Below are 18,183 nucleotides of genomic sequence, written 5' to 3'. Positions count from 1 at the left end.
GGTGCAGATGGCGCACCCAAATCATCATTGAACCGTAATAGGAACCGTAAAGGAACCGCCAAAGAACCATTCCCGCCTGCTGCGCAGCCGGGCCGCGACGGTGTGGACGTTGCAGAGGGCAACGGCGAGACCGCAGTGCAGGTCGCATGCCGCGCCACCTGGTCGGCCTACAGCCTGGCCTACGAGCAGCGGTATGGCGTCAAGCCGGTGCGCAACCAGGTTGTGAACGCCAACGTGAAGACGCTGGTCAAACGCCTGGGGCATGAAGAGGCTCCACTGGTCGCAGCCTGGTACGTGGCCCACGTGAACGAGGCCTTTGTGGTCAAGAACACGCACGGCGTCGGTGTGCTGGTGAACCAGGCCGAAAGCTACCGAACGCAGTGGGCTCGTGGGCAGGCGGTGACCGGCACGGCTGCACAGGCGGCGGACAAGACGAGCGCCAATTTCGACGCCATCGAGGAGGCCAAGCGGCTGCTGCGCCAGCGCGGCGGCCGGGGCAACGGGGAGGGCGGCAATGCGTGACCATCTGGATACCGACTGGCTGCTGGAGGAACTGGGCGCCACGATGGAGCTGAGCGGCCAGCAGGTCCGGCCTGCTGCGCTTCTGCTGCTGGCGGAAGACCTGACCCACATCGACAAGCCTGTGCTGCGCCTGGCCCTGGCCCGCATCCGTGCCGAGCATCGCGGACCGATCCTGACCGGCACCGTGCTGCAGTACGTGGACCACGCCATGGGCCGCATGCTGCCCGCCGAAGCCTATGGCTTGGCGTTGACCAGTGCTGACCAGCAGGCCACCGTGGTGTGGACCGACGAGATCGCCCAGGCCTGGGCCGTGGCTGCGCCGCTGCTCACTGCTGGCGACAAGTTCGGTGCACGGCAGGCATTCATCGAGGCCTACGGTCGGATCACTGGCGAGGCCCGCGCGCTGCGCCGCCGGCCCGTGGTGCAGGTGAGCCTGGGCCACGACCCCGAGGGCCGCACGCGCGCCGTGCAGGAGGCCATAGCCGCAGGCCTGCTGCTGGGCGGTCTGGAGGGCCTGACCGACGACCTGCGCGAGCAGCTTCAGCTGCCGGCACCGCGCGCGGCCCTGGCGCTGCCGGCGCCCGAGTCCGTGCCCACGGGCCCGAGGCGGGAGGTGCTGGCCCAACTGGCCACGCTGCGAGATGCCTTCGCCATGAAGGCCAAACGCCACACCCGTGCTCAGGTCGAGGCCCGTGCCGACCGCATGCGCCTGGGTCAGGCCAAGCGCCGAAGCGCCGCGGCCGTGGCCGGCTACCTGCAGGGGGGCCAGCAATGACCCTGCTGCAGCTGCTCAAGACCGGCGCCGTGCTGCGCTGCCGGCCCGGCTTCCGCTTCTACGCGGTCCAGCACGGCCGCGAAATCTCCGTCAACCAGGTCGAGGCTGAGGCAGCCGTGCGCGCCGGCCGCGTCCGCCCCGAAAGCACCGGCCCTGATGGGTTCGGCGTTTACCACTTCTCGCTCAGGAATTCCCAATGACCCGCAGGTTTGAGTTTGCCCGCGACCAGGTGCTGGCCACCATCGAGGCCGGCCCCGTGCAGTACGCGGCGCTGGCCGGCACCATGTCCGATCCAGCCCGCGCCCAACTGCGCGCGATCATCGATGAACTGACGGCGCAGCGCCTCATCCGGCTGATCCAGCTGGACCGCTTCCCGCACTACGTGACCACCGAGTGGGTGATGCCCGACGAGCTGCGCCTGCAGCTGATCGAAGGAAAGTGCCGTCGCACCGTGGATGGCTGCTTGATCTGGACGGGCTACATCGATCCGCGCCGCGGCCCCATGGTGCGGTTCGGTCCGGACGGCCCACCCACGGCGGCGCGCCGCGTGGTCTGGACGATCAAGCGCGGTCCGCTGGGCCTGCAGCAGACAGTCCGTGCGGCCTGTGATGACCCCGCATGCGTGGCCTATGAGCACATGAAGCTGGGAACGCGCGCGGACAAGTCCCGGGGGCGCAGCCTCACGCCGCTGACCAAGCTGCGCATTGCCCGCGCACAACAGGCAGCGCGCGGCAAGCTGACCATCGAGAAGGTGCGGGCCATCCGCGCGAGCGTCGAATCGGAAACTGTGCTGGCGGAGCGCTACGGCGTCTCCAAGCCCACCATCGGTCAGATCCGCAGGAACGAGACGTGGCGGGAAGAGGGCGGCATGTTCACCGCGCTGATCCCGGGGAGGGCGCGGGCATGAGCGTGATTCTTGGAATGGACCCTGGAGCCAACACGGGCGTGGCCGTTTTCGTGGACGGCCAGCTGGTGGAGCTGCTGACGATTCCGCCTCACCACATCGAGCGCACGCTGGCCGCGCGCATGCCGTCGCGCGTGGTCTTCGAGGACAGCCGGCTGCAGTCGCATACCTGGACGCGCGGCAAGACAGGCGCCGCCAGCGCCAAGATGGCGCGCAACGTGGGCCAGGTGGACGCGCGCTGTGCGGACATCACGGCGCACTGCGCAGACCTGGGCATCCCGGCCCACGGCATCAGCCCGGCAGGGAAGGGTGGCAAGCTGGATGCGCGGCGCTTCGCGGCTGTCACGGGCTGGACGGGCCCGAGCAACGAGCACAGCCGCGACGCCGCCATGGTGGCCTGGCCCTACCGCCGCGCCGCTGACCTGCGAGGAGGCCGCCATGGCTGAGATTGCCCTGCACGCCCACTGGGACGGCCCCGAGCAGGCCCGGGCCAACTTCCTGCAGCGCGTGGCGCCCTGGTGCATGCAGCAGTGGGAGGCCGGCCGCCGGCTGGAGGTGTTCGTGCGCTTGCACGAGGACGCCAAGACCGACAGGCAGCGGACCTTCTATCACGACTTCGTGCTGGCAGAGATCGCGCGCCAGGTCGTCATCGATGGCCGCCGGCACTCGAAAGCCACCTGGAAGGAGCACTTCCGCGCCGAGTACTTGGGCAGCCGTGCGGTGACGCACCATGACCCGATCAGCGGCGCCACGACCACGACGCAGGAGCGCATCAGCACGGAGAGCCTGGGCGTGCGCGAGTACGGCGACCTGATCGACCGCGTGATGGCCCACGCCATCAACGAGTTGAACGTGGAGTTCCCGGCGACCTTCGAACAATGGGAGCGCGAGCAGACCCACCCGGACACGGGCGAGGTGATTGGCGGGGTGTGCCCCTGATGCGCCGCACTGCCTTCAAGTCCGGCGGGGCAGGGTTCCGCCGGCGGGTCGCTCCTGCGTCCCATGCCGCCCATGAGCTGGCGCGCGAGCAGCGCCTGGAGGCCCGTGCTGCCCGCGCCATGGCCGAGGCCCGGCCGCGCGCTGCCACTGTGGCGCTCATCGACCAGCACCGGGTCGTGCCCGCGCCGAAGACCGTGGCCCAGCGCAACCCGCGCCTGCGTGCCTTGGCCAAGGGTCAGCAGTGCCTGCTGCTGGTACCGGGGATCTGCACGAACGACACCACCACCGTGGTCTGCTGCCACAGCAATCTGTCCATCCACGGGAAGGGCGAGCGCAGGAAGGCCGACGACCACTACAGCGCCTGGGGCTGCGCCGCGTGCCATTCCTGGCTGGACCAGGGGCCTGCGCCTGCTGCGCGCAAGGAATCCGCGTTCATGGCCGCGCACCTGCGCCAGGTCCTGGCATGGCGTGCGCTGGCCGGCGCTCCCAACACCGATGCCCGCGACCGCGCCGCTGTGCTGTGGGCGCTGGGCCTGCTGAATGCAACACCGATTTTTTTCTGATACGGGGGAGAACATGACCACGATTGCCCGATACAACGCCCTGCGCCGCGAGCTGCTGCAGGTTGAGCTCGACCTCGCTGCATCCAAGCGGGCCTATCTGGAGGATGGGACTACCGGCCCGCGTGGCGCTCGTGCTGCGCTGGAGGAGCGCCGCGCGGCGTTGCGGCTGGAGATTCACGACGTGCGCGCGCTGGTCGATGAAGCCCGCGATGCTGCCCACCAGGCGAAGAGGCACCAGTTCCTGCTCGCCCTCATTGCGAAGTGCGAGCAGCACGGGCGCCACGACCTGGTACGCGCGGCCAGCGCGGAATCGCTGCAATGGCTGGAGCAGCAGGGCCTGATGGGCGCCTACACCGCGAGGGCCTGACTTCTTGAGCTGCATGGACTGGATGGCTGGCCAGCTGGAGGGCTGGCACGAGGAGGGGGCGCGGCACAACAACCCGCGCCCTGCGGGCGTCATCCGCCCGGGCAGTGGCACCGACGTGCTGCTGCGGTTTCTACGCCAGGCCCCCGGGCGCTGGTTTTTCCATGCCGAGCTGGTCCTGGCCCTGGGCCGCAGCAAGGGGGAGATTGATTGGGCGCTGCAGTACCTGGTGCGCGAGTGCCAGGTGGAAAGCCGGCTCACGGAGCTGCCGGCGCGCAAGCCAGTGCATCGCTACAGACTGAAAGAGGGATCGACAACATGACCACGACCACGGAACGCCAGCCCCAGGCGGGCGACATCTACGCATACAGGGAGGACGGCGCCGTGCTGTTCATCCCGCCCGCGCACCAGCTGACGACTTGGCGGGGCGGCAACCCTTTTCAGGGCCAGTGCCGGCGCCCGCTGGGCCAAAGCCCCGACGCGCTGCGCAAGATCCTGAACCCCAAGGGGAAGAAGCATGCAGCTTGACGGGCGCATAGAGACGCCGCGATTGGTGCTGGTGAGCGGGCGGGGCTTGTGGTGTTGCGCGCAACCGTCCTATCTGGAGACACTGGACCGCTCCCTACCCAACTGGCACCAACTGCGTGATGCACCGCTTGGGTGTGCGCCGACTCCCAGGGGGGCCTATCGGCATTGGCGCAAGGTGGTGCAGACGCTGCAGCAGGAAGAGGAGGCGCTGTTCCGCGAGAAGATGCGGCTCATGTCGAATGCGGCGCCCAGGTATCAGGTTGATTCCCTGCCCGGATGGGATGTCGATAGGCGGGTGGCACATGGCCTGCGCGATCTGCTGCACTTGGCCGAAGACAACGTGGTGCTGATAGTCGCTGTAGTGCTGGTCCTAGTGCCCTTGGTGCGTTAAGCAGAGATGCTTTCGCCGATTCATCAGCTTTGATGTAACAATCAGAGTCTGATAAGGCTGGTATGCCAAAAGTAAACGTTGAATCTTAGATATCTACACCCATGGCTATAACAACACCTAAGTGTCCAAAGTGCAAGACCTCCGACTTTGTTGTATTGGTGAATACTGGAGAGAAGGTTGGGGCGGCCGTGGGGGGAACCGCAGCAGCCGCAGGAGGCTTTGCAGCAGCAGCTGCTGCTACAAGCGCGATACCGTCTCCCGCATCAAAAGTCGCGTCGGCAATTGTTGCTGTTGCGCCGAGGATCGCTGCAGCGCTGACCGCCGGGACAGTGGGCGTGTATGCTGGCGCAAAGTTTGGTGAAGGGGTGGATAAGTCTCGAAAGCTGTTCAAGTGCAACAACTGCGAGCGTTTCATTCCCGGATGACTTCAATCCAGGTGCCGACGCGCTAGCTTTGACCAGCACTTTTATGTAATTGCCCCGGGCCTCCCAGCGCGGGGCTTTTTCTTTGGCAGAGTTGTTGCTGACGTGCCAAGCCTGCCAGCTTCGGCAGCATGAAGAAGCAACCTGCCCGCAAGACCGCGAAGACCACCAAGGCCAAGGATGGTGCGGCACCGAAGAAACAGCACATCACCACGGAGGACCGGCACAGGGCCTTTGCGCGGGAGTATGTGGCCCTGGCCTTCAACGCAACGCAGGCGGCCATCGCGGCAGGCTACAGCGCTGCTACGGCGGCATCGCAGGGGGCGCGCCTGTTGAGAGATGCCAAGGTGCAGGCGTATGTGAAGGAGTTCAGCCAGGCTGCGGTGGAGCGTGCCGAGGTGAAGGCCGAGGACGTGGTGCGGCGGCTCAACGACATGCTGATGGCCGATCCGCGCGACCTGGTTGAGGTCTACGTCTCCGCCTGCAGGCACTGCCACGGTGTGGCTCATGAGTACCAGTACACGCTGGCGGAATACAACGCAAAGCGCGAGAAGTGGCTGGACGCCGGCAAGGCGCCCCAGGACTTCCCCGAGCTGGGCGGTGTGGGCTACGACGCGAACAAGCCGCCAGTGCCGGAGTGCCCGGAGTGCTTCGGTGCTGGCCGACCGCGGGCCATCCTCAAGGACACGCGCACCATGCCACGCGGCGCCCTTGCCCTGTTCGCAGGCGCCAAGGAGGGCAAATACGGGCTGGAGATCAACGTGCACAGCCAGCTGGACGTGGCCGAGAAGCTGATGCGCTACCACGGGCTCTACAAGCGCGACAACGAGCAGCAGGGCGGCGGGGGCGGGGTGGGCCACTTCGAGGTGCATTTCGTGGATGCGCCGCCTCGTGAGAACGATCCGCGCGATGGGGAGGCCGCATGAAGCTGCCACCGACAAACCCCCGTCCGTCCATCCTCGCGCTGTCCCTGGATGCGGCCTTGGCTGGCGAGGACCTGGAGCCCGACTTTGCCGAGGACTACGAGGTAGACCGCGCGCGCGTCCGGGTGGAGTTCCCCGCCAAGCTGCGCGGCCTGTGGCAGCCCAAGCGCTTCAAGGTCATGTACGGCGGGCGCGGCGGGGCCAAGTCCTGGTCCGTGGCCATGGCCCTGCTGGTGATGGGCAGCAACCGCCCCCTGCGTATCCTGTGCGCGCGCGAGATCCAGAAGTCCATGCGGGACTCGGTGCACCGCCTGCTGTCCGACCAGATCGCGGCCTTGGGCTTGGGCGGCTTCTACGAGGTGCTGGACACGGAGATTCGCGGGGCCAACGGCACGCTGATCCTGTTTGCGGGTCTGCAGAGCCACACGGTGGACTCGATCAAGTCCTATGAAGCCATCGACATCGTGTGGGTGGAAGAAGCCCAGAGCGTCAGCGCGCGGTCCTGGGAGGTGCTGGTGCCGACCATCCGCCGGCCTGGCTCGGAAATCTGGCTCACGCTCAACCCGGACCTGGCCACGGACGCCACCTATGCCCGGTTCATCGAGGCCGCCGACAGCGACACCTGGCTGTGCGAGATCAACTGGCGGGACAACCCATGGTTCCCCGAGGTGCTGGAGAAGGAGCGCCGCCGGCACTTCAAGCGCGACCCGGACACCTACTGGAACATCTGGGAGGGCCGCCCCAAGCGCACGCTGGCCGGCGCGATCTACGCCAAGGAGGTGGAGCGCCTGTACAACGACGAGCGCGTGTGCCTGGTGCCCTACAACCCCAAGCTGCCCGTGCACACGGTCTGGGACCTGGGCTGGGCCGACAACATGGCCATCGCCTTCGTGCAGCGCACGGCCATGGATTTCCGCGTCATCAACTTCATGCAGGACAACCAGAAGACGCTGGAGTGGTACGTGGAGCAGATGGAGAAGCTGCCCTACCGCTGGGGCACGGACTTCCTGCCGCACGATGGCGCCCACGGCGACTTCAAGACCGGGCAGACGGCCCAGCAGATCCTGGAGGACATGAGCCGAGAGGTGGTGGTGCTGGAGCGCGCGGGCCTGGAGTCGGGCATTCGCCTGGCGCGCGGAATTTTCTCCTCGGCCTACATCGACGCGAAGCGCTGCGCCAAGCTGCTGGACTGCCTGAGCCGGTACAAGCGCCAGATCGACCCGCGCACGGGCGAGCCTGGGCCGCCGCTGCACGATGACGCCAGCCACGGCGCGGACGTGTGGCGCTACATCAACATGGCCCTGCCACTGATGGACAACGACACAGCAGGCGCGAAGCCAAGGCGAGCGCGCGGAGGCGGCATGGCGCGCTGATCCCGTACCAAGCCTGCCACTTTCGCGGGCATGCCTGCATGTATCGACCTGCGCAAAGCGCACCTTCACCGCCAGCATGGGGACTTGCTGGCCGTCTACACCTGGATCAACGCCGAGCGCGCGCTGGTCCTGATCCCCGCCTACCGCTCGAAATCACCCTGGTACGTGGTGATGGAGAGCGCGGCCTATCTCTACGATGACCCGGCCTACCTGGCCCGCGCTTGCGTCAAGGCCTGCGAGGTGCTGGGCATCGAGCCCAACCGGCCGAACTGGGTGCGCGTGGCCACCATCGTCAACGAGGGCCTGCCCGACCTGGTGGGCATGCCCAGCGAGCCCACATGGCAGCGCGCGGGCCAGGAGTTCGGTACCCTGGTGGTCAAGTCCAACGGCCAGGAAATCGCGGCCGAGGCTCTGACCATCCCTGACGCGGGGGCGGAATATGTCCCAGCCTGAGGCCCGCTTCAACCGCCGCGCGGGCGTGGGCGAGCGCATCCTGAACGATGTGCCGCTGGAGTTTGACCTGGACGGGGAGGAGGACAGGCCCGCCCACCCTCTGGACCAGGCAGAGGCTCGCAAGACCCTGCGCAAGCTCCTGAGCTGGTACTACCGCGAGCGCGAGATCCAGGCCGAGAACCGCCTGCAGATGTCCATCGACGCCGACTACTACGACGGCGACCAGTGGGACCCTGCCGACGCGGCCGTGCTGGAGGAGCGCGGCCAGGTGCCTCTGGTGTTCAACGAGGTGGCCGTGATGTGCGACTGGCTCATTGGCACGGAGCGGCGTGCGCGCGTGGACTGGAGCGTGCTGCCGCGTGCCGAGGACGACGTGCAGCTGGCCGACGTGAAGACCAAGGTGCTCAAGTACGTCAGCGACGTGAACCGCACCACCTTCAACCGCTCGCGCGCCTTTGAGGACACCGTGAAGGTGGGCGTGGGCTGGGTGGACTCTGGCGTGCGCAACGACCCCACCAAGGACATCATCTATGACAAGTACGAGGACTGGCGCAATGTGCTCTGGGACTCGATGGCCATGGAGCCGGACCTGAGCGATGCGCGCTACCTGTTCCGCACGCGCTGGGTGGACGAGGACGTGGCCATCACCATGTACCCACAGCGCCGCGACGTGCTGGAGCGGGCCGTGCTGCGCGAGGAGGAATTCAGCGCCCAGCAGTGGGCCGAGGATGAGTTCTTCTTCCAGGGCCACACCAGCGAGCGCCACGTCAGCGGCACCAGCGGCAGCTACCTGGCCGGCGGGCGCGGCAACATCGACAGCGAGGCGCGGCGCCGCGTGCGCCTGATCGAGTGCCAGTTCCGCATGCCGGCGCCCGTCCAGGTGGTGACCAGCGGCCCCTTCAAGGGCTCGTTCGTGGAGCCCTGGGACCATGCGCTGCGCGCCGTGGTGGGTGCGCACGGCGGCTCCATCGTGGAGCGTGTTGCCATGCGCATGCACGTCGCGGTCTTCACCGAGGGCCATCTGCTGGCCCTGGGCCCAACGCCCATGCGCCACAACAGTTTTAGCCTGACGCCCATCTGGTGCTACCGGCGCGGCCGCGACCGCATGCCCTACGGGGTAGTGCGCCGCGTGCGCGATCTGCAGATGGACCTGAACAAGCGGGCCAGCAAGGCGCTGTTCCTGCTGTCCACGAACCAAATTTTCGCGGAGAAGGGCGCCTTCGATGACATCAACGAGGCGCGCGAGGAGGTCAACCAGCCGGACGGCGTGGTGATCTACAAGGCCGGCAAGAAGTTCGAGGTCCACCGTGACAGCGAGATGGCCGCCGGCCAGGTGCAGATGATGACGCTGGATGGCCAGGCTATCCAGAAGTCTGCGGGCATCAGCGACGAGAACCTGGGCCGGCGCACCAATGCCGTCAGTGGCCGCGCGATCGAGGCCCGCCAGCTGCAGGGCTCGGTCGTGACCACGCAGCCCTTCGACAACCTGCGCTTCGCCGTGCAGATCCAGGGCGAGAAGCTGCTGAGCCTGGTGGAGCAGTGGTACACGGAGGAGAAGGTGATCCGCCTCACGGGCCACAAGGGCCGGCTGGACTGGGTGAAGGTCAACCAGCCCGAGGTCCAGCCAGACGGGAGCGTGCGCTACCTGAACGACATCACGGCCAGCATGGCCGACTTCGTGGTGTCCGAGCAGGACTATTCGGGCACGCTGCGCCAGGTCATGTTCGAGAGCCTGAACCAGCTGGCGGGCCGGCTGCCGCCCGAGGTTGCCATCCGCATCATGACGCTGGCAATGGAGTACTCGGACCTGCCGAACAACGACCTGGTGGCCGACGAGCTGCGCAAGCTGACCGGCGAGCGCGACCCCAACAAGCCCCTCACGCCCGAGGAGCAGCAGCAGGTCCAGCAGCAGATGCAGGCCCAGGCCGAGGCTCTGCAGATGCAGCAGGAGAGCGCGCGCCAGGCGCTGGCCGAGCAGCAGGCCAAGGTTCGGGAAATCAACGCCCGGGCCGAGAAGCTGGAAGCCGAGGCCGAGGAGAAGCGCGCCGCCGGCGGCAACCAGGCGCTGGCCCAGCAGATGGAAGGCGTGGCCGCCACCGTGCGCCGCGACGCGGACATGGAGCTGGACGAGCTGCGCCGCAAGCTGGCCAAGGCCCAGGCCGACCTGGCAAACAAGACGCTGCAGATCAAGGGCGACCAGGACGTGCGCCTGCAGGTTGCGCGCATCGAGGCCGACTCGCGCGAGCGCGTGGCCCAGATCCAGGCCGCCAGCCGCGAACGGCTCGACGCCATGGGCGCCCAGCTGGACCGCTTCCCCACCACAACCACCGACAGCCAGCCGGCCGCCGAACAATGAACATCGACACCCTCAAGGAAGTGCTCGGCCTGGCCAACGGCCTGACCGCCGAGCACAAGAACGACCTGATCCTGGCCGGCGTGAAGTCCGCGCCCGCCGTGGGTGCCAGCGCGGGCGCCGTTGCCACCCAGCAGACGGAAGCCACGTTCCTGGGCCTCACGGGCAATGCTTGGGTGATCGTCGCCACCCTGATCCTGATCGCTTTGCAGGTCGCGCATCTCGCCTGGAAGTGGCGCCGCGACTACCGCATGGACCAGGAGCACCAGGCAGACCGCGCGCGCATCGTGCGCATGGCTGCCTCCAGCGAGCGAGGTGAGCCATGACGAGCCGTGTGCCTGCCGCCAGCCTGGGCATTGGCGCCGCCATCCTGGCCTCCTGGATCGCGGCCGAAGGGTTCAGCACCGCACCCATCATCCCGGTGCGCGGCGATGTGCCCACCATCGGCCACGGCGCCACGCGCTACGAGGACGGCACGCGCGTGACCATGGCTGACCCGCCGATCACGCGGGAGAGGGCGCGCGAACTGGCCGCGAACCTGCTGGACCAGGAATATGGTGCCTGCGTGCGGGCCTCGCTGGGCGACACGCTGGTGCATCCGGTCGAGTTCGCCCAGGCCGTGGACTTCGCGGGCCAGTATGGATGCGGCGTCTGGCGCGGTTCCTCGATGCTGGTGCGCACTCGGGCCGGCGACTATGCCGGCGCCTGCCAGTCCTACCTGGCCTATCGCTACATGACCAGCAGCCAGGCCTTGCAGGGCTACAGCGCCTACCAGTGGGACGCGGCCGGCCGGGCCACGCGGTGGCGCTTCGACTGCTCGGCGCCCGGCAACAAGGTTTGCCGCGGCGTCTGGACCCGTCAGCAGGCGCGGTACGCCGCATGCATGGAGGCTCAGCAATGAGCGTTCGCGTCATCACCCATGTGGCCGCCGCAGGCCTCGCCGCGTTTCTGGCCTGGAGCTACCAGAGCGCGCGGCTGGGCGCCGAGCTGGCCGATGTCCGGCTGGAAGCCGCCACCCAGCAACTGGCCACCAGCACCGCCCAGCGCACAGCCGACGCCCGCGTGCGCAGGGCAGAGCAGTCCATCAACACCAACTACCAGGAGGCGCTCAATGCAGCCCGGACCCGTGAGGCGCTGCTGCGCCGTGATCTTGACCAGCTGCGCACTGTCTCTGACGGCCTGCGCGAGCAATCCGCAGATGCCGCCCGCCGACTTGCCAGTGCTCCCCCCGCCGCCGTCCTTGAGTACGCCACTGCCCTCATTGCCGTATACGACGACTGCCGCGCAGCGTATGGGGACATGGCAGCAAAAGCTACAGGGCACGCAACTGATGTCCAGACCTTCGACGCCGCCTGGCCAATGATATTCACACTGCGTTCACCTAGTGCAGAAAAGTTGAATTAAATAAATGTTTGGCGATCTTTCCAGCCATTCCAATTTATGTGTCCATCGTCGAAGCCTGTGGCTTTTAATACTGTTAGATTCGATAGTTGAACGAGGGCTGACAGAAATTCTGTTGCTTTAAATGTTTTGTACGACGAATTATAATTTACGGTGGGGTTAAATTCTCCGTTGTGAAATATTGAATTCCTAATGTGGGAGTATGTGGAAATCGAGCTTTGATCATCCATGAGATTTAGCTCTTCTACATTGAGCCTATAAGCTGAAAGTTGTCTTGCTATTACATTCGCAGCGCTGCTTCTTGTGTCTTTGAGAACTGCGCGGGCGTGTGACTCTAATGCAGAAAAATGTAGGAAGTAAAAAAGCTCCACCATTATGGTGCGCAATCTCAGTGTCTCGACATTTCTAAATAAGAGAGTGTCGTATCTTGTGTTGTTGCAGTGCTTTTCGTCGTTAAGAAGGGAAAGGCATTTGATAATTAGTTCTGACCTGCCATCATTGGAATAGTAATCTTGTAAAACAGTGAATTTTCCCGGTGTTCCAGTTCTGGGGATTGAAATTTTATTTGCGATGTTCTTGTGTTTTTCATCCTTGGCACACAAGTGAGGGCCGGAAATTAATACTTCCCTTTGCTCTATAAAGGTTAAGATTGCTTGTAGCTGAAATATAAGTCTTGCATTCGCGAGATCCCCATGTACGAGTGCTGTGAGGTGGTAGGATTCTTCATCCGCTGCCGATATATGGGATGTCTGGACGCTTTCGGAAATTGGTTCAATTTTAAAACCCGGTCCATTAATCTCTTTGGTTATTTCATAACCGTAAATACCATAGACTTTGCTCATTTCTGTCCTTTTCAATTCTTGCTTGATCTTATTGGAAAAAATTTTTGCCAGCTAGATTTGTTGCCAGTGCTCGTACCAAGCCTGCCACCCTGCCGTGATCGAAACCACCACAGGTCACGCGCATGCATCAGTCCCTTTCCCTCCGTAGCCAGCTGGCCCTTGCCATGATTTCGGGCGCCGGTGCCGCCATCGCCGACTCTCCCAAGCGTGCGGAAGAAATCGCCAAGGGCATCCAGCGTGCTCTCGACGTGCTGTCCCTCACTCTCGGCGATACCGCGCCCTCGCCCTGCAGCACCCCTACCTCGCCAACAGCTGGCTGCGCCTGTGCGTCCGGCCGCTGTGCCCATGACTCCAGCTGTGCCGTGCACAACGAACCCGCGTTGCCAGCTGGCCCGTGTGACTGCCCAGGCAGTGGCCGATACACGTTCACGGTGGACGGCGCGGGTGTCGGCCTGGCCGGTGCCTACATGAAGGACGGGGTTCTGCGCTTGCGGCTCAACCCTGTATTCGACGTAGCGGGCAGTCTGGGTCTCGGTCGAAATCACGTTCGTGCGCAGGCCAAGTCTTCCTTGGAGGCGGCTGCTGAAAAGTACCAGCAGGCATGTGACTTGGTGCGCGACCTGCAATCCAAGTCCAGCGAAACCAACCATGTGATGGCCAAGCTGCAGTCTGAGCTGCGCAGGGCTCATGAGGCCAAGGAAGAAGCCACAGAGGCGCTGCACGCAGCCGCTGCTGCCGGTGAATCCATCCCCGGTGGTGCCCGCATTGCCGCGCAGTGCGGCATCACAGCCTCTGTCATGCAGTCCATGCAGTCCGTGCGTGGCCAGTCCAACCAGTAATTTCGGAGTACCCAAAAATGAGCAATTCCAACGACGACGACCGCCTGCGCCTCCTGTCCGATGCCGAGCGCGCGGCCATGGACGAACTGGAAGAGTACGACCCCGAGGCCGAGAACGCGGCAGCGCTCGCGGCCCTGGGGCGTGATGCACTCAAACCCGACGAGGATGAGGGCGACGACGATGATGCCGGTTCGCCCAAGGACAAGCCCACACCCAGCACGCCCGCAGATCCCACGGACCCCACTGCTGCTCCCGCCGCCGCAGCGCCTGCAACTGCTCCTGCTGGTGCTCCCGCAGAACCTACCGACGCCACACAGCCGACCGACACGCCAGCGCCCCAGAGCGCGCAGCAGCCCACGGGCTACCGTGCGGATCTGCCTGCCGACTACGACGCCCAGGTGAAGGCCAACAAGGACGCCGTGGCCGCGGCGCGGGCCAAGTTCAACGAGGGCGAGCTGGAGCAGACCGAGCTGGACGCGGAGCTGGACCGCCTGCAGGACGAGCGCGACCGGCTGCGCGACCTGAAGACGCGGGCCACTGTGTCGGCCGAGATGCAGGAGCAGTCGGCGCAGCAGGCCTGGAACAGCGCCATCAACAGCTTCCTGGACGAGGCGGCCAAGAACCCCGCGCTGGGCATCGTGGACTACCACCAGGACAAGGCCAAGCAGGCCGACCTGGACGCCTTCGTGCGTGCGCTGGGCGCGGCGCCGGGCAACGAGGACAAGCCCATGCGCTGGTTCCTCGAGGAGGGCCACCGCCGCGTGGTCGCCCTGCACGGCATCGCCACCACCAAGAAGCCGGTGGACGTGCAGCGCAAGCCCGACGCCTCAGGCGTGGTCACCAACCTGGCCGACGTGCCCGGCGGCGCGGGCGATGCCGATCCCGTCAGCGACGAGTTCGCCGAGCTGGACAAGCTCACGGGCCTGGACTACGAGCGCGCGCTGGGCCGCCTGTCCGAGGACAAGCGCGCGCAGTACCTGCGTGCGATGTGAAGGGGCCCATGCCAGAGCAAACCGCATCGACGCCCGACGTGCGCCGCATCTTCATGGAGCTGCGCACGGGCGATGTGCTGGAAGTGGGCGGCGTGCGCATCCAGCTGGAGTACAAGAAGGGGCAGGCTGCGCGCATGGTGATCGCGGCGGCCCCGGATACCTGCGTCAGGAAGATCGCGGCCTCGCGGCCCGTACCAAGCCTGCCATCTTGACGGTTCAACCATTCATCAATCGGGGCGCTGGAGTGCTCGCTACCACACAGGAGCACTCCTATGGGCAAAACAGTGGTGGGCGTGAACAGCCCCCGCGCGGTCAAGCGCTTTTCCGGCGACCTGGCTCTCGATGTCTCTCAAGCCTCGTACTTCGGCAAGCGCTTCGCGGCCGTGGGCCAGGGCGCCAAGACGCCAATCCAACTGCTGACGGATCTGGAATCCGAAGCCGGTGACCTGGTCAGCTATGACCTGCTGGCCGAACTGCGCATGGCGCCCGTCGAGGGCGACGATGTGCTGGAAGGCAAGGAAGAGGGCCAGCGCTTCTACACCGACGAGCTGTACATCGACCAGGCGCGCGGCGGCGTCAACACGGGCGGGCGCATGTCGCGCAAGCGCACGCTGCACGACCTGCGCATGCGCGCCAAGCAGCAGCAGGCCAGCTGGTGGGGCCGCTTCCAGGACGAGCTGACCTTCACCTACCTGTCGGGCTCGCGCGGCGTCAATGCCAACTTCATCTTGCCGCTGGGCTACCAGGGCCGCGCCAAGAACCCGCTGACGGCGCCCACGCCCAACCAGCACCTGTTCGGCGGCGATGCCACGGCGGTGGCCAACCTGGATGCCACCGACAAGATGTCGCTGGCCGTGGTGGACCGCGCGCGCGTGCGTGCCGACAGCCAGGGCGGCGGCGCCACCAACATCCCCGTCATGCAGCCCTGCGTGATCGATGGCGAGGAGGTCTTCGTCATGGTCATGCACACCTTCCAGGAAGACGACCTGCGCAAGGAAACCGGCACGGGCGGCTGGCTGGAACTGCAAAAGGCGGCGGCCGCTGCTGTGGGCTTCAAGTCGCCGCTGTTCAAGAGCGCGCTGGGCATGTACCGCAACGTGGTGCTGCACTCGCACCGCAACGTGATCCGCCACAACACCCACGGCGCCACGGGCGACCTGGAGACGGCGCGCGCGCTGTTCATGGGCGCGCAGGCCGGCGTGATGGCCTTCGGCTCGCCGGGCACGGGCATGCGCTACGGCTGGCACGAGGAAACCCGCGACAACGGCAACCAGGTCGTGATCACCACGTCGTCCATCTTCGGCGTCAAGAAGTCGGTCTTCGAGATCGAGGGCGAGAAGCAGGACCACGGCGTCTACGGCATCGACACGGCCGCTGCGTCGCGCTGATCCCCACCGAACGAAAGGAGTCATTCATGGCTTTCAAGCAACTCAGTGCCGTGGCCGCAGGCCATCAGGCCCCCATCACCCCCGGCGGTTCCGAGCTGGTGCGCTCGCGCTTCGGCCAGCCCCTGGCCGTGGCAGACCACGCAGTCGGCGCCCGTGGCGTCATCGGCATCCTGCCCGCCGGCACGCTGCCCGTGTCCCTGTTCATCCGCGTGCCTGCCGCCTTGGGCGCGGGTTTCAAGGCCTCCATCGGCCTGGCGGATGCGACCGGCGACATCAGCGCTGCGGCCGACGACGGCGGCGGCGCCTGGGTGACGGACAACGACGCGGGCGCGGCCGGCGGCTATGTGCACCTGGTGCCCGCAGCCTTTGCCAAGCTGGTGCCCAAGGACGAAGACCGCCGCATCGTCCTCAAGGTCACAGGCGCGGGCACGGCCGCAGGCCTCTTCGCCCTGGACCTGATCTACACGAACGCCTGACAGCGTGTGCGCGCCCCGCAAGGGGCTTTCCCCCGGTGGCATCGGCTGCCGGGGCTTTTTGAACCCCGGAGAACCAAACCATGAAGCTGTTCACTTCGCTGCCCGCACGCAAGGACGGAACCCTGATCGTGCGCCTCAAGGGCGCCACATATGTTTTCGAGGGCAAGCCTCTGACTTGCGAGGTCGAGAACGAGGCCCATGCCGAGCACCTGCGCGCCGGCAACTTCCAGACCGAGGAGGAGTTCGACGCCGAGCAGAAATTCCAGCGCCTGGCCGCCGAGCGCGAAGCCCGCCGCGCGGCCCTGGACGGCAAGGCGCCTTCCTCGCGCAACACCTTCACGCCGGGCGTGGGCTCGCGCGATGAAGATGAAGACCTGGACGGCGGCACCGGCATGCCCCAGGAATCCGACTCGGCCCCCACCGGCCGCGTGCGCAAGGCCTCGCGCGCTTCCAACGTGACCGGCTGATCGCACCATGGCCAGCTGGGAGAACTGGATGCCTGAGCTGGTACTGGCTGCCCCCAAGGCGCCGGTACCGCTCATTCACCTGGCGTTGAACCGCGCCGCGCGCACCTTTCTCAAGGCAACGCGCGCTTGGCAGGAATGGCTGGAGCCCACGGACGTGACTGGCGAGGCCTTCGCCGAATACACCTTCGAGCTGCCCCAGGGCGCAGAGCTGCTGCGCCTGGAGCGCGCCACGCTGGACGGCCGTCCGCTGGAAGTCGCCCAGAGCCGCGACCTGCCGGCCGACCCATGGCAGCACGAGTTGCGCGGCCGGGCCTACTTGGTCACGACCAACCTGCGCGAGTTCACGGTGCGCACCAGCAGTGCCGGCCGCCTGCAGGTCTACGCCTCGCTGATGCCGTCCCTGCGCGGCAACAGCGTGCCCGACGAGGTGGCCTCGCTCTACCATGAGGCGATCCGCGAGGGCGCCAAGGCCGAGCTGCTGGCCACCGAGGGCACGGACTACTACAAGCCCGACCAGGCCGGCGTGGCCCTGGCGTTCTTCCAGCGCGCCATGGATGACGCCACGGCCGACGTGTGGCGCTCCAACACCAGCCGCGGCTCGCGGGGGAGGGCGTCATGGCTCTGACGGTGGCCCAGTTGCTGGACGATGCAGCGCGCGACCTGCAGGACAAGGGGCACATCCGCTGGACGCGCCAGGACCTGCTGGACTGGTTCAACGCCGCGCAGCGTGCCTTTGCCGAGCAGCGGCCCGACCAGATGGCCCAGCCGCGCGACCTGGTGCTGGCCGCCGGCTGGCGGCAGGAGCTGCCGGCCGACGTGCTCACGTTGATCGACATCACGAACAACGCCAACGCCACGCAGCGGCGCATCACCAAGACCGACCTGTGGGTGCTGGACGCCGTGGCCGGCGCCTGGCGCTCTGGCTCCCCCGGCCGCGAGGTGCAGCACTACATGCACGACCTGGGCACGCCCCAGGAATTCCTGGTCTATCCGCCCGTGGCCGCTGGCACCAAGGTGCGCGCCATGGTGGGTGTCGCGGCTGTGGACCTGGCCGACGAGAGCGGAACGCCCAGCGTGCCCGAGCGCTGGATGGACGCCCTGCGGCACTTCGTGTTGTTCCGTGCCTGGTCCATCGACGCCGAGTTCGGCGGCAACGCCACCATCGCGGCGGCGCACCGTGCCCTCTACAACGAGGCGCTGGGCATTCAGGCCCAGGCAGCAGCAACGACGGCCGTGGCGCAGAAGTAAGCGCAAGAAATCCCCGGTGG

27 protein-coding genes and 1 pseudogene are annotated in these 18,183 nt (G+C 66.3%); 26 read left to right on the top strand and 2 right to left on the bottom strand.

Annotation, left to right across the window (positions count from 1 at the left end):
• The 11 genes and pseudogenes from L995_RS13365 to L995_RS33095 all read left to right on the top strand — a co-directional run.
• Positions 1 to 522: pseudogene (locus tag L995_RS13365) on the top strand (helix-turn-helix domain-containing protein); the annotation flags it as partial.
• The gene (locus L995_RS13360) at positions 515 to 1,297 is read left to right on the top strand and encodes a hypothetical protein (RefSeq protein ID WP_047472213.1); all 783 of its coding nucleotides are present in this window, start codon (positions 515 to 517) and stop codon (positions 1,295 to 1,297) included. The pseudogene L995_RS13365 and the gene L995_RS13360, both read left to right, overlap by 8 nt.
• Positions 1,294 to 1,497 carry a hypothetical protein gene (locus L995_RS13355; protein WP_043791618.1) on the top strand — a complete coding sequence of 68 codons (204 nt, stop codon included), beginning with the start codon at positions 1,294 to 1,296 and terminating at the stop codon, positions 1,495 to 1,497. The genes L995_RS13360 and L995_RS13355 overlap by 4 nt, the downstream gene beginning before the upstream one ends.
• Positions 1,494 to 2,204, top strand: coding sequence for an HNH endonuclease (locus L995_RS13350; RefSeq protein ID WP_043791617.1), 711 nt, complete (start codon positions 1,494 to 1,496; stop codon positions 2,202 to 2,204). Before L995_RS13355 ends, L995_RS13350 begins: the two co-directional genes overlap by 4 nt.
• Positions 2,201 to 2,647, top strand: coding sequence for a hypothetical protein (locus tag L995_RS13345; RefSeq protein WP_043791615.1), 447 nt, complete (start codon positions 2,201 to 2,203; stop codon positions 2,645 to 2,647). The genes L995_RS13350 and L995_RS13345 overlap by 4 nt, the downstream gene beginning before the upstream one ends.
• Entirely contained in the window at positions 2,640 to 3,140 is a 501-nt protein-coding gene (locus tag L995_RS13340; protein WP_047472211.1) for a recombination protein NinB, read from the top strand. The genes L995_RS13345 and L995_RS13340 overlap by 8 nt, the downstream gene beginning before the upstream one ends.
• On the top strand, positions 3,140 to 3,703 hold the full coding sequence (locus tag L995_RS13335; RefSeq protein WP_047472209.1) for a nuclease domain-containing protein: 564 nt from the start codon (positions 3,140 to 3,142) through the stop codon (positions 3,701 to 3,703). The genes L995_RS13340 and L995_RS13335 overlap by 1 nt, the downstream gene beginning before the upstream one ends.
• 13 nt (positions 3,704 to 3,716) lie before the next feature.
• Positions 3,717 to 4,070 (top strand): hypothetical protein, encoded by a 354-nt coding sequence (locus L995_RS13330; RefSeq protein WP_047472208.1) that lies wholly within the window; start codon positions 3,717 to 3,719, stop codon positions 4,068 to 4,070.
• Between the two features lie 13 nt (positions 4,071 to 4,083).
• Positions 4,084 to 4,389 carry a hypothetical protein gene (locus tag L995_RS13325; RefSeq protein ID WP_047472206.1) on the top strand — a complete coding sequence of 102 codons (306 nt, stop codon included), beginning with the start codon at positions 4,084 to 4,086 and terminating at the stop codon, positions 4,387 to 4,389.
• Positions 4,386 to 4,595, top strand: a complete 210-nt coding sequence (locus L995_RS13320) for a hypothetical protein (RefSeq protein WP_047472205.1) — start codon at positions 4,386 to 4,388, stop codon at positions 4,593 to 4,595. The genes L995_RS13325 and L995_RS13320 overlap by 4 nt, the downstream gene beginning before the upstream one ends.
• Entirely contained in the window at positions 4,585 to 4,986 is a 402-nt protein-coding gene (locus L995_RS33095; RefSeq protein ID WP_156136067.1) for a hypothetical protein, read from the top strand. The genes L995_RS13320 and L995_RS33095 overlap by 11 nt, the downstream gene beginning before the upstream one ends.
• Before the next feature lie 85 nt (positions 4,987 to 5,071).
• Here the strand turns inward: L995_RS33095 and L995_RS33090 are convergent, their stop codons facing one another.
• Positions 5,072 to 5,401 carry a hypothetical protein gene (locus L995_RS33090; protein WP_156136066.1) on the bottom strand — a complete coding sequence of 110 codons (330 nt, stop codon included), beginning with the start codon at positions 5,399 to 5,401 and terminating at the stop codon, positions 5,072 to 5,074.
• Positions 5,402 to 5,539: 138 nt separating this feature from the next.
• On the opposite strand from L995_RS33090, the gene L995_RS13310 reads away from it, so the two are divergent.
• Genes L995_RS13310 through L995_RS13280 form a run of 7 tightly spaced genes read left to right on the top strand, consistent with a single transcriptional unit; the run spans position 5,540 to position 11,914 of the window.
• Positions 5,540 to 6,334: a terminase small subunit gene (locus L995_RS13310; RefSeq protein ID WP_047472203.1), complete on the top strand. Its 795-nt coding sequence runs from the start codon at positions 5,540 to 5,542 to the stop codon at positions 6,332 to 6,334.
• Positions 6,331 to 7,704, top strand: a complete 1,374-nt coding sequence (locus tag L995_RS13305; protein WP_082001544.1) for a PBSX family phage terminase large subunit — start codon at positions 6,331 to 6,333, stop codon at positions 7,702 to 7,704. Before L995_RS13310 ends, L995_RS13305 begins: the two co-directional genes overlap by 4 nt.
• Before the next feature lie 30 nt (positions 7,705 to 7,734).
• Complete coding sequence (locus L995_RS13300) at positions 7,735 to 8,157, top strand: hypothetical protein (RefSeq protein ID WP_047472202.1); 423 nt, start codon at positions 7,735 to 7,737, stop codon at positions 8,155 to 8,157.
• Entirely contained in the window at positions 8,144 to 10,513 is a 2,370-nt protein-coding gene (locus tag L995_RS13295; RefSeq protein WP_047472201.1) for a portal protein, read from the top strand. The genes L995_RS13300 and L995_RS13295 overlap by 14 nt, the downstream gene beginning before the upstream one ends.
• Positions 10,510 to 10,836 (top strand): hypothetical protein, encoded by a 327-nt coding sequence (locus L995_RS13290; protein WP_052195801.1) that lies wholly within the window; start codon positions 10,510 to 10,512, stop codon positions 10,834 to 10,836. The genes L995_RS13295 and L995_RS13290 overlap by 4 nt, the downstream gene beginning before the upstream one ends.
• Positions 10,833 to 11,411, top strand: a complete 579-nt coding sequence (locus tag L995_RS13285; protein WP_047472200.1) for a glycoside hydrolase family protein — start codon at positions 10,833 to 10,835, stop codon at positions 11,409 to 11,411. Before L995_RS13290 ends, L995_RS13285 begins: the two co-directional genes overlap by 4 nt.
• Positions 11,408 to 11,914, top strand: a complete 507-nt coding sequence (locus tag L995_RS13280; RefSeq protein ID WP_047472199.1) for a hypothetical protein — start codon at positions 11,408 to 11,410, stop codon at positions 11,912 to 11,914. Before L995_RS13285 ends, L995_RS13280 begins: the two co-directional genes overlap by 4 nt.
• Here the strand turns inward: L995_RS13280 and L995_RS33085 are convergent.
• Positions 11,911 to 12,753 (bottom strand): hypothetical protein, encoded by an 843-nt coding sequence (locus L995_RS33085; protein ID WP_156136065.1) that lies wholly within the window; start codon positions 12,751 to 12,753, stop codon positions 11,911 to 11,913. The two genes, L995_RS13280 and L995_RS33085, sit on opposite strands and share 4 nt — an antisense overlap.
• A gap of 122 nt (positions 12,754 to 12,875) precedes the next feature.
• On the opposite strand from L995_RS33085, the gene L995_RS33830 reads away from it, so the two are divergent.
• From L995_RS33830 to L995_RS13240, 8 genes are all read left to right on the top strand, one after another.
• Positions 12,876 to 13,592 (top strand): hypothetical protein, encoded by a 717-nt coding sequence (locus L995_RS33830; protein WP_197065142.1) that lies wholly within the window; start codon positions 12,876 to 12,878, stop codon positions 13,590 to 13,592.
• Positions 13,593 to 13,609: 17 nt separating this feature from the next.
• Positions 13,610 to 14,584, top strand: coding sequence for a hypothetical protein (locus L995_RS13270; RefSeq protein ID WP_047472196.1), 975 nt, complete (start codon positions 13,610 to 13,612; stop codon positions 14,582 to 14,584).
• Between the two features lie 8 nt (positions 14,585 to 14,592).
• Positions 14,593 to 14,796 carry a hypothetical protein gene (locus L995_RS13265; RefSeq protein WP_047472194.1) on the top strand — a complete coding sequence of 68 codons (204 nt, stop codon included), beginning with the start codon at positions 14,593 to 14,595 and terminating at the stop codon, positions 14,794 to 14,796.
• Positions 14,797 to 14,856: 60 nt separating this feature from the next.
• Entirely contained in the window at positions 14,857 to 15,972 is a 1,116-nt protein-coding gene (locus L995_RS13260; protein ID WP_047472193.1) for a N4-gp56 family major capsid protein, read from the top strand.
• Between the two features lie 26 nt (positions 15,973 to 15,998).
• A complete protein-coding gene (locus L995_RS13255) occupies positions 15,999 to 16,448 on the top strand; it encodes a hypothetical protein (protein WP_047472192.1) in 450 nt (149 codons plus the stop codon).
• 80 nt (positions 16,449 to 16,528) lie between these two features.
• Positions 16,529 to 16,915: a hypothetical protein gene (locus L995_RS13250; RefSeq protein WP_047472190.1), complete on the top strand. Its 387-nt coding sequence runs from the start codon at positions 16,529 to 16,531 to the stop codon at positions 16,913 to 16,915.
• A gap of 28 nt (positions 16,916 to 16,943) precedes the next feature.
• Positions 16,944 to 17,540: a hypothetical protein gene (locus L995_RS13245; protein WP_197065141.1), complete on the top strand. Its 597-nt coding sequence runs from the start codon at positions 16,944 to 16,946 to the stop codon at positions 17,538 to 17,540.
• Positions 17,531 to 18,163 (top strand): phage adaptor protein, encoded by a 633-nt coding sequence (locus tag L995_RS13240; RefSeq protein ID WP_047472187.1) that lies wholly within the window; start codon positions 17,531 to 17,533, stop codon positions 18,161 to 18,163. Before L995_RS13245 ends, L995_RS13240 begins: the two co-directional genes overlap by 10 nt.
• Positions 18,164 to 18,183 lie beyond the last annotated feature (20 nt).

The sequence above is a fragment of the Delftia sp. ZNC0008 genome, from assembly GCF_000799035.1.
Lineage (GTDB): Bacteria > Pseudomonadota > Gammaproteobacteria > Burkholderiales > Burkholderiaceae_C > Comamonas > Comamonas tsuruhatensis.
This window is presented reverse-complemented; position numbering and strand designations above follow the sequence as displayed.

Bases quoted from the DNA above. Each gene is read 5' to 3' on its own strand.
- L995_RS13265 (WP_047472194.1), top strand. From the start codon at position 14,593: ATGCCAGAGCAAACCGCATCGACGCCCGACGTGCGCCGCATCTTCATG.
- L995_RS13335 (WP_047472209.1), top strand. From the start codon at position 3,140: ATGCGCCGCACTGCCTTCAAGTCCGGCGGGGCAGGGTTCCGCCGGCGG.
- L995_RS33830 (WP_197065142.1), top strand. From the start codon at position 12,876: ATGCATCAGTCCCTTTCCCTCCGTAGCCAGCTGGCCCTTGCCATGATT.
- L995_RS13325 (WP_047472206.1), top strand. From the start codon at position 4,084: ATGGACTGGATGGCTGGCCAGCTGGAGGGCTGGCACGAGGAGGGGGCG.
- L995_RS13305 (WP_082001544.1), top strand. From the start codon at position 6,331: ATGAAGCTGCCACCGACAAACCCCCGTCCGTCCATCCTCGCGCTGTCC.
- L995_RS13300 (WP_047472202.1), top strand. From the start codon at position 7,735: ATGCCTGCATGTATCGACCTGCGCAAAGCGCACCTTCACCGCCAGCAT.
- L995_RS13245 (WP_197065141.1), top strand. From the start codon at position 16,944: ATGCCTGAGCTGGTACTGGCTGCCCCCAAGGCGCCGGTACCGCTCATT.
- L995_RS13320 (WP_047472205.1), top strand. From the start codon at position 4,386: ATGACCACGACCACGGAACGCCAGCCCCAGGCGGGCGACATCTACGCA.
- L995_RS13255 (WP_047472192.1), top strand. From the start codon at position 15,999: ATGGCTTTCAAGCAACTCAGTGCCGTGGCCGCAGGCCATCAGGCCCCC.
- L995_RS13340 (WP_047472211.1), top strand. From the start codon at position 2,640: ATGGCTGAGATTGCCCTGCACGCCCACTGGGACGGCCCCGAGCAGGCC.
- L995_RS13280 (WP_047472199.1), top strand. From the start codon at position 11,408: ATGAGCGTTCGCGTCATCACCCATGTGGCCGCCGCAGGCCTCGCCGCG.
- L995_RS13360 (WP_047472213.1), top strand. From the start codon at position 515: ATGCGTGACCATCTGGATACCGACTGGCTGCTGGAGGAACTGGGCGCC.
- L995_RS13290 (WP_052195801.1), top strand. From the start codon at position 10,510: ATGAACATCGACACCCTCAAGGAAGTGCTCGGCCTGGCCAACGGCCTG.
- L995_RS13355 (WP_043791618.1), top strand. From the start codon at position 1,294: ATGACCCTGCTGCAGCTGCTCAAGACCGGCGCCGTGCTGCGCTGCCGG.
- L995_RS33095 (WP_156136067.1), top strand. From the start codon at position 4,585: ATGCAGCTTGACGGGCGCATAGAGACGCCGCGATTGGTGCTGGTGAGC.
- L995_RS13310 (WP_047472203.1), top strand. From the start codon at position 5,540: ATGAAGAAGCAACCTGCCCGCAAGACCGCGAAGACCACCAAGGCCAAG.
- L995_RS13295 (WP_047472201.1), top strand. From the start codon at position 8,144: ATGTCCCAGCCTGAGGCCCGCTTCAACCGCCGCGCGGGCGTGGGCGAG.
- L995_RS13285 (WP_047472200.1), top strand. From the start codon at position 10,833: ATGACGAGCCGTGTGCCTGCCGCCAGCCTGGGCATTGGCGCCGCCATC.
- L995_RS33085 (WP_156136065.1), bottom strand. From the start codon at position 12,753: ATGAGCAAAGTCTATGGTATTTACGGTTATGAAATAACCAAAGAGATT.
- L995_RS13250 (WP_047472190.1), top strand. From the start codon at position 16,529: ATGAAGCTGTTCACTTCGCTGCCCGCACGCAAGGACGGAACCCTGATC.
- L995_RS13270 (WP_047472196.1), top strand. From the start codon at position 13,610: ATGAGCAATTCCAACGACGACGACCGCCTGCGCCTCCTGTCCGATGCC.
- L995_RS13260 (WP_047472193.1), top strand. From the start codon at position 14,857: ATGGGCAAAACAGTGGTGGGCGTGAACAGCCCCCGCGCGGTCAAGCGC.
- L995_RS33090 (WP_156136066.1), bottom strand. From the start codon at position 5,401: ATGAAACGCTCGCAGTTGTTGCACTTGAACAGCTTTCGAGACTTATCC.
- L995_RS13240 (WP_047472187.1), top strand. From the start codon at position 17,531: ATGGCTCTGACGGTGGCCCAGTTGCTGGACGATGCAGCGCGCGACCTG.
- L995_RS13350 (WP_043791617.1), top strand. From the start codon at position 1,494: ATGACCCGCAGGTTTGAGTTTGCCCGCGACCAGGTGCTGGCCACCATC.
- L995_RS13330 (WP_047472208.1), top strand. From the start codon at position 3,717: ATGACCACGATTGCCCGATACAACGCCCTGCGCCGCGAGCTGCTGCAG.
- L995_RS13345 (WP_043791615.1), top strand. From the start codon at position 2,201: ATGAGCGTGATTCTTGGAATGGACCCTGGAGCCAACACGGGCGTGGCC.